We start from the raw sequence: 15501 nt of genomic DNA, 5'->3' as shown, positions 1-15501 counted from the left end.
CCCGGGTGCTGTCAGGGCTTCAGGACGACCTTCTCGCAGTTGTCCTGCTTGTTCTTGAACAATTCGAAGCCGCGGCCGGCCTCCTCCAGCGGCAGTGTGTGGGTGATGATCCGGGTCGGGTCGAGCTCGCCGCGTTCGATGCGCTGCAGCAGCGGCTTCATGTAGCGCTGCACGTGGCACTGCCCGGTCCGCAGGGTCAGGGACCGGTTCATCCACGCACCGGCCGGGAACTTGTCCAGCAGACCGCCGTACACCCCGATCACCGAAACCACGCCGCCGCTGCGGCAGGAGAGGATCGCCTGGCGCAACGCGTGCGGGCGGTCGGTCTCCGATCGCACGGCCTGCTTGATCCGGTCGTAGGCGGCGATGTGCGCGCTGCCGTGGGTGGCTTCGAGCCCGACGGCGTCGATGCACTTGTCGGGTCCGCGGCCACCGGTCAGCTCCAGCAGCCGGGACCGGACGTCGACCTCCTCGAAGTTCACCGGGATATGGCCCGCCCGTTCCGCCAGCTCCAGCCGGTACGGCTCCTTGTCGATGGCGATGACCTTCGCGGCGCCCAGGAGCCGGGCGCTGTCCATGGCGAACTGGCCGACCGGGCCGGCGCCCCAGACCGCGACCACGTCGCTGGACCGGATGTCGCACATCTCGGCGCCCATGTAGCCGGTGGGCAGGATGTCGGAGAGGAACAGCACCTGTTCGTCGCTCAGGTCCGACTCGATCTTGATCGGGCCGACGTCGGCGAACGGCACGCGCGCGTACTGCGCCTGCCCACCCGCGAAGCCGCCGGTCAGGTGCGAGTAGCCGAAGATCCCGGCGACCGGGTGACCGAACATCTTCTCGGCGATCCCGGCGTTGGGGTTGGAGTTCTCGCAGCAGGAGTACAGGTCCGCGGCGCAGGCGGCGCACGCGCCGCAGGCGATCGGGAAGGGCACGACGACCCGGTCCCCGGCACGCAGCCGGCCCGGATCGACGCCCGGGCCGACCTCGAGCACTTCGCCCATGAACTCGTGGCCCAGGACGTCGCCGTCCTGCATGGTCGGGACGTACCCGTCGACCAGGTGCAGGTCCGAGCCGCAGATCGCGGTGGAGGTGATCCGGACGATCGCGTCGCGGTGGTTGAGGATCTTCGGGTCCGGGACGTCGCGGACCTCGACCTTGTTGCGGCCCGCCCAGGTGTTCGCCCTCATGCGTCCGGTCCCTTCTCGAGCTCGGCGTCCGACAGCGGTTGCGCGGGACGCTGCGGGAATTCCTCGCGTGCACGCTTGCCCCACGGAGCGCCGTCGGACCGGACGACCTCGCCGGTCTCCAGGACCTGCTTGAGCCGGCGCAGGTCGTCGTCGAGCTGCTGGTGCGGCTCCTCACCGAAGTACTTGGCGACCGCTTTGCCCGCCGCGCCGCCGGGGATCTCGTAGACCAGGACGACGTTGACTTCGGTGCTCTCCCCGTCGGGGGCGGGGGTGAACCAGACGGTGCCGGCGTTGGGCACGGTGGCTTTTCCGGTCGAGCGCCAGGCGATCCGTTCGCCCGGGGTTTCCTCGGTGATTTCCGCGTCCCACTCGACGTCCTTGCCGAAGGGGGCACTGGCGGACCAGTGGCTTGTCCGGTCTCCGGTGGTGCGGACCTGCTCCAGGTGCGCCATGAACGCCGGGAGGTTCTCCAGGTCGCGCCAGAACGCGAAAACGTCCGGCGCGGGTTTGCGAATGGTGGTCGCTGCTGTCAGTTCCACGGCATCTCCTTTGCCTGCGCCCTGTCGCCGGCCAGGTGTGCCATGCCCCGGGGACGCATCCGATCCGGGGCGGCTACCCCTCGGCCCTCCGGCTAACCCACCGATCGGCCCGGGCCGGTGGCCGAGGCCGGCTCCGGGGCGGCGGATGGAAGAGTGACCGGATATGGACGACCTCGTAGGCGTGCTCGGCAGCCGGCCCTGCACCGCTGACGGGCGGGTGAGCATGACGATCTCCGACGGACGCCGGGTACTGGTCGATCCCGGCATGCCCGCCGAAGAGATCGCCCGCCTGCATGGCGTGGACCGGGTGGTCCGCATGCCGGATGTCGCCTTCTGCTCGGCAGTTCACCTGGACGGTCCGCTTGCCGGAGAGCGCGGATACGCCGTCAACGAGCTGGGAAGCCGTGGTACCTCCTTGCTGCCGCCATTCCGCCCCGGCGGACCGGGTGCCGTCTACGAGGTCGTGCGGTTGGCCGACGGCGACCACCCGGCCGGCCTCCGCTTCGTCGGTTACCCCACCGAGCCGACGTCCGAGGGCGGCGGCGGTCATTCCACAGCGGGGTGAATCCGGTTGGTGTGCGGGTGTGGGGTGCCCGAGGGTGGAGGGGTCGGAAGGCCAGTTCCAGAGAAGGGTGAGACGTGGTGTTTGGCCAGGTGAAGCGCTTTGCGCGGTCGTGGTCGGTGGCGGCGGCCGGGATGGCCGCCGTGCTGCTGGTGGGCGGGGCGTCCGCTGCTCAGGCTGTCACTCCCCGGCAGACCGGCCTGCCGCCGGTCGGGGCGGAGATCCCGATGAGCATGCTCGCGATCAACACGCCGCTGCAGATCAGGACCGCGCTGGTCAGCGTGGATTTCCGAGGCGGCATGAAGGTGCGGGTCGAGCAGAACCCGGACGATCCGATCAACAGCAGGCGGCTGCGGATCGTCGGGTTCAGGATGAGCGCCGAACTGCCCGGCGACGATGGCGGCACGATCACTCTGGAACAGAACGACGTTGATGCCGACGCGGCGAGCATGCTCAAGCTCACCCAGAATTACCCGCCGCGGTACGAGCACATCCTGAGCCTGCCGTTCACTATGACCATCGACCAGCCCGATTCCCGACGCGAGCCGCTGGTGCTGGTCACCAAGACCCCGGCCCTGCTGGTCGGCCGGCTCACGCAGTACCCCCCGCGAGGCGACCTGCACCAGCTGCAGAACCCGGTCGACCTGGTGCTGCCGGACGACCCGGACACCACCACCGCGACCATCCGGAAGTTCCCCGTGAAGATGGGCGGCCTGTGAACTGACCTCGGTGTTGCCGGTCAGGGGCCGACCCGGCGGCGTTCCAGCGCGTAGGAGAGCGCGTTGACGAGCAAGGCGGTGCCGGCCACGACCGTCTGCGGGCCGCGCCACCGCGGCGGTGTGGTCTGCCCGGTTCCCGGTCGCGCCTGGTCGAACAGCGCGGTTCCCGGGTACAGGGTGGCGGAAAGCTGCGTCACCCAGTAGATCGACGCGGCCGCCGTGGCCACCTCCAGGCGTTGCCCAGCACGGCGCCGGTGCTCATCGACTGCGCGTTGTGGAACTTCGCGTGCGGGGGCCAATCGGGGTTGTGGATGTGGGTTTCGTTCCAGTCGAAGCGGTAGGACCCGCACGCCGACCAGACCGAGGTGAGCGTGAGCAGGACCTTGCCGATGCTGACGTCCATGGTTGTTTCCTCCCAAGGGGTTTCAGGCGAACGAAGCCGCGTGCTCGGCGGCCCACCGGGCGAACGGCAGCGGTTCGCGGCCGAGGACCCGGTGCGCGGTGCGGGTCGCCGGTGACCCACCGCGCGCCGCGGAGGTGATGAAGCCGACGATCGAGGCCGCGACCTCCGGGGTTCGAAGCGCTCGAAGTGCCGCTGCGCTTGGGAAGCCGTGAGCTCCTCGATCCGGATGGGCCGGCCCGCGGCCTCGGCCAGCACGGCCACCTGGTGCCGTTGGGAGATCCGCTCGCCGCCGGTCAGCATCTCGGACACACCCGGCAAGCCGGGGTCGAGCAGCGCCGCGACCGCGACCGCCGCGATGTCCCGCTCGTGGATCGGCGCGGTCAACGCGTCCGGGTGCAGCAACCGGACCACGCCCTCCGCGCGGATGGAGGGCGCCCAGCCGAGTGCGTTGCCGGCCAGCACCAGCGGACGGATCGGTGTCCACGGCACTCCGGCGTCCGCGAGTGTCCGTTCCACGGCCCGGTGGTGCTCGGTCGTCGGGTTTCCCCGGGCGCCCGGCAGCAGCACACTGCCCGAGGACAGGAGCACGACGTGCTCGACGCCGGCCTCCCGCGCGGCCTGGCCGAACTCCGCGGTGCCCGTCGCCGTGGCGTACAGGAAAACCCGCTGGACTCCGGCCAACGCCGTCCGCAGGGTCTCGGGGGCGGCGAGATCCGCGACGACCACCGGAACGTCCGGCGGCAGCCCGGTCGGCGCCGGGGCGCGCACGGAGGCGCGGACGGTCTCGCCCGCGGCCCGCAGCCCGGTCACGACGTGGCGGCCGACGCTTCCCCGAGCCCCGATCACGAGAGTGGTCATGGTGTCTTCTCCTTGTCCGGCGGTGATCACCAGCCTGCCCGCCGACCACGCCGACCCACCAAACAAAGGCCGGTATCCGTCATCTACTGCCATCGAGCGGGGATATCTGCGACAGTTCAGTCGTGTTCGACCTCATTGACACGCAAATCCTCCACGCGCTCCAGTGCTCCCCGCGGGCCGCCTTCCGCCGTGTCGGGCAGCTGATCGGGGTGTCCGAGCAGACGGTGGCCCGCCGCTATGGCGCGATGCGCGGCGACGGGGTGGTCCGGGTGCTGGCGCGCAGCGCGCCCGCCGCGCACCGCCACGACGAGTGGGTGGCCCGGATCCGGTGCCGGCCCGACCGCGTCGACGCCGTCGCCGACGCGCTCGCCCGGCGTCCTGAGGTTTCGTTCGCCCACATCACTTCGGGGGGCGCGGAAGTCATGTGCCTGCTGCGTGCCGGGGGCGCGGCGGGTGGGAACGACGTGCTGCTGCAGCAGCTGCCGAAGTCCGTTCGGTGCTGGGGGTGCGCATCGAAATGCTGCTGCACCGGTTCGGGCCGCGCGGTCAGTCGGACTGGACGGGCTACGACGGCCGCCTGAGCCCCGAGCAGGAACAGGAGCTGCGCGGCGAACTGCCGCAGGTCGCCGGGCCGCCGGCCGAACCGTCCGCCGAGGACGCCGCGCTCCTGGCTGTGCTGGCGGGGGACGGCCGCGCCACGCACGCCCGGCTTGCGCGCGAGACCGGTTCGACGAAGGCGCGGGTCGCGCGCCGGCTGGCCGTCCTGGAAGGTTCCGGCGCGTTGTACTACGACGTGGACCTGTTACCCGAGCGGCTCGGTTACCGCTCGCACGCGACCATCTGGATCCGGGTCGCCCCGCGGCACTTGGAAGAGGTCGGCGAGGAGCTCGCGCGGCACGACGAGGTCGCCGTGGCCGTGGCGGTCGGCGGACCGGACAACCTGATGGCGGTGGTGATCTGCCGGGACCCCGAGGCGCTCTACCGCTATCTGACGACGCGCATCGCGTCGATCCGGGCCATCGACGGTTACGAGGTCAGCGTCCGGGTCCGGCCGGTGAAGCAGGCCGGTTCCCTGGTGGCCACCGGCCGGCTGGTGACGGCCGTCGGCGGCTGACCGTCACGGCGCGATGCCGGCCGGCCCGGGATCACAACCGCTCGAGCAGGACGACGTGGACGGTGTCGCCGGCTTCTTTGCCGATGGCTTTGCGGGTTTCCGCCTTGATGCCGAGCTTGTGCGTGCCGTCGCCGAGCGGCATGAAGGACGCCCGGAACGGGTGCCCGTCGATGGTGCCGCGGATCTTGACCAGGCCACGGGTTCCGAAGAATTCGGCTGATCCCGGCCAGACCACGTAGGTCCAGCCGCCTTTCTCGGGGCTCTTCCGCAGCGTCTCGGTGAACTCCTTGTGCATGGTGGCCACTTCCTCTCAGGTGCCTGATACGTAGCGGCCGGGTCCGCCACCTCGACACGATCGGAGAGTGACCCGCGTCACGTCCACAACACGTGGGCGGCGGTGAGGGCCCCGGCCAGGCCGGTGGTCAACGCCGTCGCGGCCAGGATCCGGCGCGTCCGTAGCCGATCCCGCCGGCGGGCGGCGTGCCACGCGAGGAGCAGCACGCCGGTGGCGCTGCAGCCCGCGACCGTGGCCACCACCGATCCGGTCTGCACGCCGGTGCGCAGGAGCAGGACGCCGGCGACCGCGGCGGTCAGGCCGGTGCGCTGCCAGGCGAGCGCGGTGCGCTCCGGCTGCAGCCCGGGGTCGGTCACCGGGCGCTCACGAGGACGACGATCAGCACCACGGCCCCGACCAGGGCGGCGACCCCGCCGGCGAGCGCGGGCAGCCGGTCCGCCGGCAGCGGGCGGCTGTTCCGCATGGCTCGCTGCACCCGGGCCCAGCGGCGGTAGGCGAACGTGGCCAGCAGGGTGCCCGTCACGGCGAGCAGAGCGGCCAGGCCGGTGCGCAGACCGGCGCTCGGGAAGGCCGGCACCAGCTGGGTCAGGCCGACCGCCCCGGCGGTCAAGGCCAGCGCCGTGCGCAGCCAGGCCAAGAAGGTGCGCTCGTTGGCGAGGGTGAACCGGTAGTCGGGCTCTTCGCCCTCTTCGTACCACCGCGGCTGTCGGACGACGCCCATCGGTCAGACCACGGGATCGGGGTAGCCGGCCGGGCCGTGCCGGGAGCCGGCATAGCTTCGCCAGGCGAGTTCGAGGGTGGCGCAGGCCGTGCGGAGTTCCTCGTCCGGGAGCGAGTACGGAAGCCGGATGAACCGGTCCAGCACCCCGTGCGGCGACAGCCTCGTTCCGGGCAGCAGCAACAGCTGGCGCTGCAACGCGGTCCGCGCGAACTCGCTGCTGGACCCGGCCGGGAGCATGGCCCAGCTGGACAGCCCGCCCACGGGGCGGGTGGGGGTGAACCCGAGGTCGAGCGCGGTCCGCAGCACCAGTTCGCGCCGACGCGCGAGGTGGGGCCGCCGGCCGCGCAGGAAGCGGTCCAGTGCGTCGTCTTCGAGGAGGCGGGTCGCCGCCAGCTGCTCCAGCAGCGGCGTGCTGAGGGTCGAGGTGACCTTCAGGTTCGCGAGGAGCTGGATCGTGGTCGGTTCGGCGCGCACCCAGCCGATCCGGAGCCCGGCCCAGACGCACTTGCTCAGCGAACCCACCGTGATCGCGCCCTGCGCCGAAGAAACCGCGGCCAGCGGGGCCGGCATCGCGAAGTCGTCGTCCAGGGCGAGTTCGGCGTTGGTCTCGTCGACGACCAGGGTGATCCGTTCCCGCGCGGCGGCTTCCGCGAACTCCTCGCGCAGCGGCTGCGCCATGAGCCGGCCGGTGGGGTTGTGGAAGTCCGGGGTCAGGAACGCGATCCGCGCGCGGGTGCGCCGCGCCGTGTCCGCGAACCGCTCGACGTCCCACGCCGTTTCGCTGATGTCGAGACCGGTCAGGTCGGCGCGCGCCTGGCGGAGCCGGTCGAGCAAGCCCGCGTAGGCGGGCGACTCCACCAGGACGGGTTCACCCGCGTGCACGAGCAGCCGCGTCACGAGGTCGATCCCGTGCTGGGCACCGGAGGTGATGAGCACCTGCTCCGCGCTCGTCGGCAGGCCGCGGCGCGTGAACCGGCGGGCGACGGCCTCCCGCAGCTCCGCGATGCCGAGGACGTCGTAGCCGTCCCGGTCCTTGAGCGCGGCGACGTCGCCCGCGGCCCGGCCGAGGACGGCGACCACGTCGTCGTCGGCGCGGGTCGTCGCCTTCGACAGGTCGATGGGCCGGCTGAGCGGTCCGGCGGCGGGCAGCCAGGGCCCGGGTTTGGTCCGGCTGCCTTCCGGCAGCTGCACGTAGTTGCCGGACCGGGCGTGCGCACTGAGCAGACCGGACTCCTGCAGCTCCTCGCAGGCGCGCACCGCGGTGCTCCGGCTCAGGCCGAGCCCGTCGGCGAGCAGGCGGTGCGAGGGCAGGCGGTCACCCGGGACCAGCCGGCCGTCGAGGATGGCGTCCGTGAGGGCCAGCGACAGCCGCCGATACAGCGGGCCTGGCCTGTTCTGCCATGGACCGATCACCTCCTTTAACCGGCTGATGGAGGTCAGTGCGCGCGGCTCGGCGGGAGCGACCATGGAAAAAACATACCAGAAGATGCCAACTGACCTCTCCTGATACAGGCCAGTTGCGTCGTAGCGTCATCGCCGTGAAGACCACGACAACACTCATCCACGGGGACGACTCCCTGCACTGGGACGCCGCGGTGACGCCGTCCATCGCCCAAGGCTCGAACTGGGAGCTGCCCAGCGCGGCGGTGCTCGCCGAGGTGGCCACCGAGCCGCTGTACCCCTACATGTACAACCGCAAGGGCAACCCCAACCACGAGCAGGCCGCCGCAATCATCGCCCGCCTGGAGGGCGGGGAGCGGGCCCTGATGACCGCTTCGGGGATGTCGGCCGTGTCGACGCTGGCGCTCGCCCTGCTCAAGGCCGGCGACCACGTCGTGGTGCAGAAGAGCATCTACGCCGGAGTCAGCAACCTCTGCTACAACGTGCTTCCGCGGCTCGGCGTCGAGTGCACCTTCGTCGACCAGACCTCGACGGCCGCGTTCGAAGCCGCCATGCGGGACACCACGCGGCTGGTCCTGCTCGAGACGCCCAGCAACCCGCTGCTGGAGATCACGGACATCCGCGCGGTGGCGGAGATCGCGCACGCCGCCGGCGCGTACGTCGCGACCGACAACACCTTCGCCACCCCGCTGAACCAGCAGCCCCTGGACCTGGGCAGCGACTTCTCCTGGCACAGCTGCACCAAGTACCTCGGCGGGCACTCCGACCTGCTGGCCGGAGCCGTCGTCGGGACCGGTGAGCTGATCGACCGGGTCTGGCACACCCACGAAGTGCTCGGCGGGGTGCTCGCCCCCTTCAACGCGTGGCTGCTGCTGCGCGGGCTGCGGACGCTGTCGGTGCGCATGGCGCGGCACAACTCCAACGGCCTGGCGCTGGCGAAGGCGCTGGAAGAGCACTCGGCCGTGACGGCGGTGAACTACCCCGGCCTGGAAAAGCACCCGGGCCACGAGATCGCCGCGCGCCAGATGTCGGCCTTCGGCGGCATGCTGTCGTTCACCCTCGAAGGCGGGTACGAGGCGGCGTCGGCCTTCGTCACCAGCTTGCAGTACGCCCGCCACGCCTCGAGCCTCGGCCACGTCGGCTCCCTCGTCATCCACCCGGCCGCCATGTGGGGAGCCGCCATGACGACCGAGGAACTGCGGGCCGCGGGCGTCGATCCGGGGCTCATCCGCTTCTCCGTCGGCATCGAGGACGAGGAAGACGTCATCGAAGACGTGTACGCCGCGCTCGACAAGAGCGGATCGCGCTGATGACCGGGGCGGCCGACGTGCGCGCCGAGCTGCTGCGGCACGTCGAGGCCGCGGTGAAGACGATGGACGTCACCGGCGAGGACGAGCTGGTGGTGCTCGATCCGGACGACGGATCCACCGTGGCCCGCCTCCCGCGGCACGACGCGCGCGCGGTGGACGCGGCCGTCGCCGCGGCGGCCGGCGCCGCGGAAATGCCGCTGCACGAACGCATCCGCGTGCTCGAAGACGTGATCGGCATCGTCGGCGACGAGTTCGACGTGTTCGCGCACGCGATCACCTCGGAGGGAGTCAAGACGGTCCGGGAAGCCCGGGCCGAGGTGAACCGGTGCCTCGAGACGCTCAAGCTGAGCGTCGTGGCGGCGCGGACCGTGGCCGGGCAGGTGATCCCGGTGGACTCGACGAGCCGCCTCGCGACGCACTCGGGTCTCTTCCGCTACCGCCCGCTCGGTGTCGTGGCCGCGCTGACGCCGTACAACGACCCCCTGAACCTGGTCGCGCACAAGATCGGCCCGTCCTTCGCGGCGGGCAACCGCACCGTGCTGCGCCCGGACGAGCGGACCCCGGTGTCCGCGCTCCTGCTCTGCCACGCGTTCTGGCGGGCGGGCGCACCGGTGGCCGGCCTGCAGGTGGTCCTCGGCCGGGGCGAGGTCGTCGTGCCGGCGCTGGTGTCGGACCCGCGGGTGCGGGCGATCACCGGGACCGGCGGCCCGCGGCTGCGGCGGACGGTCGAGGCGGTGGCCGGCACCCGCCGCGTGGTCCTGGAACTGGGCGGCGTCTGCCCGGCGATCGTCACCCGGGACGCCGACCTCGACCTCGCGGCCGCCCGGCTCGCGGACGCTTCCCGCGGAGCGGCCGGCCAGAACTGCCTCCACCCGCAGGCCGTGCTCGTCGAGCAGCCGGTCCACGAGGCGTTCCTCGCCCGGCTCGAGGAGCGGCTCGCCGAAACCGTGGCCGGCCGGAAGGCCGATCCGGCCACGAACCTGGGGCCGATGATCGACGAGCACGCCGTCGCCCGGGTGGACCGGCTGGCCGCGGACGCGCTCGACCGGGGCGCCAAGCGGCTTTTCGACGGTCCGTCGCCCCTTTCGCCCCGCCATCGCCCGCTGCTCGTCCTGCGCGACGTGCCCGAGTCGGCCCGCATCTGGCGGGAGGAGGTCTTCGGCCCCGTCACCGCGATCCGGCCGGTCGCCGACCTCGCCCAGGCGCTGCAGATCGCGGGTGGGACCGACGGGCTGCAGGCTTCGGTGTTCACCAGCCGGCTGGACACCGTGTCGGCGGCCACCGCGGTCCTGCCGCACCCCAGCGTGGTGGTGAACGACACCGACCTGCGCTTCGACGGCATGCCCTTCGGCGGAGACGGCAACGCGGGGCTCGGGCGGGAAGGACCCGCCTTCGCGATCACCGAACTGTCCTCCGTCCAGACGATCCACCACAACCACGGGACCGGTCGGCCTTGACCGCCCAGGAAGGCGTGACGATGAAGGCACCGGCTGCACGGGGGATCAACGACGCCAGGCTCAAGAAGAAGCTGGGGTGGTTTTCCCTCGCTTCCATGGCGTTCACGACCATGATGGGTTCGGGATGGCTGCTGGCGTCCCACTACGCGGCGCAGACCGCGGGCCCGCTCGCGCTCGTCTCGTGGCTCGTCGCCGGCGCGGCGACGGCGCTCGTCGGGCTCGTCTACTCGCACCTGGGCGTGGCCTGGCCGCTGGCCGGGGGCAACGTCCGGTGGCCGCGGCTGACGTCGGGCCCGCTGGTCGGCGCCATCGTCGGCTGGGCCGCGTTCGTCCAGATCTCGGTGGCGACACCGGGGGAGACGACGGCCATCATCCAGTACGTCTCGAGCTACTGGCCCGGCCTGTTCGCCGGCGGGCGGCTCACCCCGCTCGGGCTGCTCCTCGCGGTCGTGCTCCTCGTCGTGTTCGTGGTGCTGAACTACTTCGGCGTGGTGCTGCTGGCCCGGGTGAACAACGTCCTGGTGGTGTTCAAGGTCCTGGTACCCCTGGTGACGGTGGTGCTGTTCCTCGCCAGCGGTTTCGGCTCGCACAGCATCGACGCCGGGGGCGGCTGGGCGCCGTACGGCATGGGCGCCACGCTGACCGCCATCACCAGCGCCGGCCTGCTCTTCTCCTTCGCCGGGGTGATGACCCCCGCGGTGATGTCGGGTGAAGCGCGGAACCCGCGCCGGGACGTGCCGCTGGGCATGTTCGCCGCCATCGCCGCGGTCCTGACCCTCTACATCGGACTCCAGGTGGCCTACCTCGTCGGCGTGCCGCCGGGTCTCGTGGCCGCCACCGGGTGGTCGGGGGTGGACTTCCGGTCGCCGTTCGCGCAGATCGCCGTCCTGCTTTCCCTGCACTGGCTAGGCACCCTGCTGGTGGTGGACTCGGTCGTCGCCCCCGCCGGCACGTTGTTCACCAGCACGGGGTGGAAAGCGCGCGTCACCTACGGCCTGGCGGAAGACCGCATGCTGCCGTCACGGGTGAGCGGTGTCCACAGTGGATCCGGAATTCCCCGGCGGGCCCTGCTGGTCAACCTCGCCGTGGCCATCTTCTTCCTCCTGGTCTTCCAGTCGTGGCACGAGCTGGTGAAGGTCGCGGGATTCTTCCTGGCGGTCGTCTACGCCGGTGCTTCCGTGGCGGCCGGCACGATCGACCTGCACCCGGGCCGCACCGACGAGCGACCGTGGCTGCGGTACGCCCCGGTGTTCTCCGGGCTTTCGTTCATCGTGTCGGCGTTGCTCATCTTCTGGGCCGGCTGGCGCAACGGGCGCGACGGCTTCATCATCCTCGCGGTGCTGTTCCTGGTGTACCTCGCCGCCAACCACCTCGGCTCCCACCGCCGGCCGTGGCGGGAAATCCGCGACGGCGCCTGGTTCGGCGTGTTCCTCGCCGCGGATGTCCTGATCTCCCTGCTCGGCACCTACGGCGGGCTCGGCTGGATCAGGGAGCCGTGGGGTTCGGTGCTGGTCGCGGTCGTCGCCGTGCTGTGCTACCGGTGGGGGCGGGCGAGGTCGGCCGCGCACATCCGCTCGCAGGTGCCCGTGGTCGCGGAAGCGGGCGTGACCGCGTGAACCGCCGCGAGCACGACCTGCTGGGGGACCGGGAAGTCGACGCTTCTGCCTACTACGGCGTGCACACCGCGCGGGCGGTCGAGAACTTCCCGATCACCGGCATCCCGATCAGCGCCTACCCCGACCTGGTGGTCGCGCTGGCGTGCGTCAAGCAGGCCGCGGCCCGGGCGAACGCGGAGACCGGGGTGCTGGCCCCGGGCATCGCCACTGCGATCGACGCCGCCTGCGCCGAAATCCGGGGCGGGGCACTGCACGCGGAGTTCGTCGTCGACGTCATCCAAGGCGGGGCGGGCACCTCGACCAACATGAACGCCAACGAGGTCATCGCCAACCGGGCGCTGGAGATCCTCGGCCGGCCGCGCGGGGACTACGCCACCGTGCACCCGCTCGACCACGTCAACCTGAGCCAGTCGACCAACGACGTCTACCCGACGGCGGTGAAGGTCGCCCTCCTGTTCGCGGTACCCCGGCTGCAGGAAGCCATGACCGGGCTGGCGTCGGCGTTCTCCGGGAAGGCCCGCGAGTTCGCTCGCGTGCTGAAGATGGGGCGCACCCAGCTGCAGGACGCCGTCCCGATGACGCTGGGCCAGGAGTTCGGCACCTACGCGACCATGGCCGGCGAGGACGTCGAGCGGCTGGGGGAGGCGTGTGCCCTGCTCGCCGAGGTCAACCTGGGCGGCACGGCCGTGGGGACGGGCCTCAACGCGCCGCCCGGGTACGCCGGGCTCGCCTGCGCCCGGTTGCGCGAGATCACCGGACTGCCGGTGACCCGCGCGGCCGATCCGATCGAGGCCACGCAGGACGTCGGGGCGTTCGTCCAGCTGTCGGGCGTGCTCAAGCGCACCGCCCTCAAGCTGTCGAAGATCTGCAACGACCTGCGGCTGCTGGCTTCCGGGCCGGTCGCCGGGTTCGCGGAGATCGGCCTGCCGCCGGTCCAGGCGGGGTCGTCGATCATGCCCGGCAAGGTCAACCCGGTCATCCCGGAGGTCGTGAACCAGGTCGCGTTCGAGGTGGTCGGCAACGACGTCACCGTCAGCCTCGCCGCCGAAGGCGGCCAGCTGCAGCTCAACGCCTTCGGACCGATCATCGTGCACAGCCTGTTCGAGTCCGTGACCCACCTGACCGAGGTATGCCGGGCCCTCGCCGGCAACTGCGTCGCGGGGATCACCGCGAACGCCGGGCACCTGCGCGCCACCGTGGAACGGTCGATCGGCGTCGTCACCGCACTCACGCCGCACATCGGGTACGCGGCGGCGAGCGACGTCGCCACGGAGGCACTGAAGACCGGGCGCCGCGTCACGGACATCGTCATCGAGCGGGGGCTGCTCAGCGGGCAGCAGCTGGACGCGTTGCTCGCGCCCGAAGCGCTGGTGTCCGCTCCGCTCGGGTGAGCTCGGCCCGCGCCCGTTGCCGGAAGTTCACCGGATCGGCACGGTCCCGGTCGCCTTCCGGCGAGCTGCGGCAGCCACCATTCCGGTGCCCGTACGAGACGAGGAGGTTCCGTGCCCGCTTCCCTGCTTTCCCGGACCGCGCAGCGGCTCGCCGTGACCATCACCGCGGTCGCTGCCACGCTCGGTGCCAGCACCACGGTCGCCGACGCCGCCGTGTACAGCTCCTGCACGCAGACCCGCTGCTCGGACGCCCGCTCGGCCGACACGACCTGGCAGAGCATGGGCTACCCCGGCACGCGCGGCTGGTACGACTGGCCCGGCGGCAAGTGCAACTACGCGGGCGGCACCTACTCCAACCGCGAAGGCGAGCTGCCGGCCGGCCACTCGTACCGCGAGTTCGACGTCTATCCGCGGACGTGCGGCGCGGCGCGCGACGCCTACCGGATCATCGTCGACCTGACCACCGGCGTGGTGTGGTTCTCGCCCAACCACTACACGGACTTCTACGAGATCTGAGGCCGTGCGGCGGGCGCAGCCGCCTTCAGGATGAGGGCGCCTGCTGCCCGTGATCCTCCTCGCGCAGCCATTTCCGGACGGTCAGGACGGCGTCGGCGAAGGCGGCGGGCGCCTCCTGGGGAAGGTTGTGGCCCGCGTCGATGACCCGGTGCTCGTGGCGGGCGGTGAACATCCCCGCCTGGTCCGCCGTGCCGCCGGGCTTGAGCGGATCGCTCGCCCCGTCGAGGGTCACCGCCGGCACGGTGATCTTCGGACGGCGGGTGAGCCGCTCTTCCTGCTCGGCGTGGGCCGGGTCGCCGTCGGCCAGGCCGAAGCTGTGGCGGTAGGCGTGGATCACCACGTCGACGAAGTCCGGGTTGGCGAACGCCTCGGCGGTCCGGTCGAAGGTCGCCTCGTCGAACCGCCAGTGCGGGGACCACTGCTGCCAGAGCATGCGGCACAGCTCCCGGCGGTGCGCGGCCAGGCTTTGCCGCCCCCGCTCGGTCTGGAACAGATGCTGGTACCAGACGACGTGCTCGACAGCGGGTTCGAAGGCACGCTTCTGCCGGTCGATGTCGATGACGTCGTAGCTCGCCAGGCTCACCAGCCCGGCGACGCGTCCGGGCCACAAGGCCGTGGCGACACAGGAGGCCAGGCCGCCCCAGTCGTACCCGGCGAGGATGGCGGTGTCCACACCCACGGCGTCCAGCAGCGCGACGAGATCGGAGCCGAGCGCCGCCTGCTGCCCGCTGCGCGGCGTGGCGTCGGTCAGGAAGCGCGTCGGGCCGAAGCCGCGCAGCCACGGCCGGATGACCCGGGCGCCCTCGGCGGCCAGCAGCGGGACGACCTCGTCGTAGGCGTGCACGTCGTACGGGAACCCGTGCGCCAGAACGACCGGCCACCCGTCGCCGGGACCGTCCTCCAGGTAGGCCACCGAGAGGACTCCCGCGTCCACTGTCTTCACGTCCTGCTCCCGTCCGTCCGGCCGTCGCGTCCCGTGCGGTTGATCTTGACACAACCCGATCGGCCGCTCTCGTCGTCTTGCCGAACCGGCAAGATTCCGTGCCGGACCGGCGTGCGCCCGGCAAAGCCGCAGACCTGGTACGGCTGGTGGCCGGTCATGCCCGCGCTCGCCCGGCACCACACCGTCTCCGCGGTCGACCTCCCCGGCTTGGGGGACAGCAGCCGCTCTCCGGCCGGCTACGACAAAGCCACCCTGGCGCGGTACGTGCACACCCTGATCGCCGGCCGGCTCCACCTCCGCCACGCCGCCGTCGTGGGGCACGACTTCGGCGCCGCGGTGGCCTTCCAGTACGCCGCCCAGTTCCCCGGCGACACCACCCGCCTCGCCTACCTCGACCTGCCGCTGCCGGGCCCCGCGATCGACGCCGCCACCTACCGCACCTTGAGCGGCGCCCCGGATCCGGAACATC

The 15501-nt window shown here is 71.7% G+C and carries 16 protein-coding genes and 2 pseudogenes; 10 read left to right on the top strand and 8 right to left on the bottom strand.

The genetic code is table 11. The features are described from left to right. Positions 1-11: 11 nt before the first annotated feature. Positions 12-1187, bottom strand: coding sequence for a zinc-dependent alcohol dehydrogenase (locus AB0M93_RS09345; protein ID WP_364270139.1), 1176 nt, complete (start codon positions 1185-1187; stop codon positions 12-14). Then, positions 1184-1726, bottom strand: a complete 543-nt coding sequence (locus AB0M93_RS09340; RefSeq protein ID WP_364270137.1) for an SRPBCC family protein — start codon at positions 1724-1726, stop codon at positions 1184-1186. Before AB0M93_RS09340 ends, AB0M93_RS09345 begins: the two co-directional genes overlap by 4 nt. A gap of 163 nt (positions 1727-1889) precedes the next feature. Between AB0M93_RS09340 and AB0M93_RS09335 the strand changes: the two genes are divergently transcribed. Next, positions 1890-2291 (top strand): hypothetical protein, encoded by a 402-nt coding sequence (locus AB0M93_RS09335; protein WP_364270135.1) that lies wholly within the window; start codon positions 1890-1892, stop codon positions 2289-2291. 89 nt (positions 2292-2380) lie between these two features. After that, positions 2381-3007 carry a hypothetical protein gene (locus AB0M93_RS09330; protein WP_364270133.1) on the top strand — a complete coding sequence of 209 codons (627 nt, stop codon included), beginning with the start codon at positions 2381-2383 and terminating at the stop codon, positions 3005-3007. A gap of 20 nt (positions 3008-3027) precedes the next feature. On the opposite strand, the pseudogene AB0M93_RS09325 reads toward AB0M93_RS09330, so the two are convergent. Next, positions 3028-4268 (bottom strand): annotated as a pseudogene (locus AB0M93_RS09325) (DUF6640 family protein). A gap of 122 nt (positions 4269-4390) precedes the next feature. Here AB0M93_RS09325 and AB0M93_RS09320 point away from each other — a divergent pair. After that, on the top strand, positions 4391-4849 hold the full coding sequence (locus AB0M93_RS09320) for an AsnC family transcriptional regulator (RefSeq protein WP_364270131.1): 459 nt from the start codon (positions 4391-4393) through the stop codon (positions 4847-4849). Next, positions 4774-5382 (top strand): Lrp/AsnC family transcriptional regulator, encoded by a 609-nt coding sequence (locus tag AB0M93_RS09315; protein WP_364270129.1) that lies wholly within the window; start codon positions 4774-4776, stop codon positions 5380-5382. The genes AB0M93_RS09320 and AB0M93_RS09315 overlap by 76 nt, the downstream gene beginning before the upstream one ends. Before the next feature lie 31 nt (positions 5383-5413). Here AB0M93_RS09315 and AB0M93_RS09310 read toward each other — a convergent pair whose 3' ends face one another. The 4 genes from AB0M93_RS09310 to AB0M93_RS09295 form a co-directional block, all read right to left on the bottom strand. After that, on the bottom strand, positions 5414-5677 hold the full coding sequence (locus tag AB0M93_RS09310) for a DUF1905 domain-containing protein (protein WP_364270127.1): 264 nt from the start codon (positions 5675-5677) through the stop codon (positions 5414-5416). Positions 5678-5754: 77 nt separating this feature from the next. Further along, positions 5755-6033, bottom strand: coding sequence for a DUF202 domain-containing protein (locus tag AB0M93_RS09305; RefSeq protein WP_364270125.1), 279 nt, complete (start codon positions 6031-6033; stop codon positions 5755-5757). Beyond that, positions 6030-6398, bottom strand: a complete 369-nt coding sequence (locus AB0M93_RS09300; protein ID WP_364270123.1) for a DUF202 domain-containing protein — start codon at positions 6396-6398, stop codon at positions 6030-6032. Before AB0M93_RS09300 ends, AB0M93_RS09305 begins: the two co-directional genes overlap by 4 nt. A gap of 3 nt (positions 6399-6401) precedes the next feature. Beyond that, positions 6402-7811 (bottom strand): PLP-dependent aminotransferase family protein, encoded by a 1410-nt coding sequence (locus AB0M93_RS09295; protein WP_364270121.1) that lies wholly within the window; start codon positions 7809-7811, stop codon positions 6402-6404. Positions 7812-7936: 125 nt separating this feature from the next. Here AB0M93_RS09295 and AB0M93_RS09290 point away from each other — a divergent pair, with 125 nt between their 5' ends. The 5 genes from AB0M93_RS09290 to AB0M93_RS09270 all read left to right on the top strand — a co-directional run bounded on the left by AB0M93_RS09290 (position 7937) and on the right by AB0M93_RS09270 (position 14089). Then, the gene (locus AB0M93_RS09290) at positions 7937-9109 is read left to right on the top strand and encodes an aminotransferase class I/II-fold pyridoxal phosphate-dependent enzyme (protein WP_364270119.1); all 1173 of its coding nucleotides are present in this window, start codon (positions 7937-7939) and stop codon (positions 9107-9109) included. After that, positions 9109-10566, top strand: coding sequence for an aldehyde dehydrogenase family protein (locus AB0M93_RS09285; protein ID WP_364270117.1), 1458 nt, complete (start codon positions 9109-9111; stop codon positions 10564-10566). Before AB0M93_RS09290 ends, AB0M93_RS09285 begins: the two co-directional genes overlap by 1 nt. A gap of 20 nt (positions 10567-10586) precedes the next feature. Next, positions 10587-12182, top strand: coding sequence for an APC family permease (locus AB0M93_RS09280; RefSeq protein WP_364270115.1), 1596 nt, complete (start codon positions 10587-10589; stop codon positions 12180-12182). Beyond that, positions 12179-13573, top strand: a complete 1395-nt coding sequence (locus AB0M93_RS09275; RefSeq protein WP_364270113.1) for an aspartate ammonia-lyase — start codon at positions 12179-12181, stop codon at positions 13571-13573. Before AB0M93_RS09280 ends, AB0M93_RS09275 begins: the two co-directional genes overlap by 4 nt. Before the next feature lie 111 nt (positions 13574-13684). Continuing rightward, the gene (locus AB0M93_RS09270) at positions 13685-14089 is read left to right on the top strand and encodes a ribonuclease domain-containing protein (RefSeq protein WP_364270111.1); all 405 of its coding nucleotides are present in this window, start codon (positions 13685-13687) and stop codon (positions 14087-14089) included. 25 nt (positions 14090-14114) lie between these two features. Here the strand turns inward: AB0M93_RS09270 and AB0M93_RS09265 are convergent, their stop codons facing one another. Then, entirely contained in the window at positions 14115-15032 is a 918-nt protein-coding gene (locus AB0M93_RS09265) for an alpha/beta hydrolase (RefSeq protein ID WP_364270109.1), read from the bottom strand. A 126-nt stretch (positions 15033-15158) separates the two neighbouring features. Here AB0M93_RS09265 and AB0M93_RS09260 point away from each other — a divergent pair. Next, positions 15159-15479 (top strand): annotated as a pseudogene (locus tag AB0M93_RS09260) (alpha/beta fold hydrolase); the annotation flags it as partial. Positions 15480-15501: the final 22 nt, after the last annotated feature.

This window comes from Amycolatopsis sp. NPDC051102 (assembly GCF_040682815.1).
In the GTDB taxonomy this organism is placed as follows: domain Bacteria; phylum Actinomycetota; class Actinomycetes; order Mycobacteriales; family Pseudonocardiaceae; genus Amycolatopsis.
Note: the sequence above shows the minus strand (reverse complement) of the source record. Positions and strands in the feature narration are given on the sequence as shown.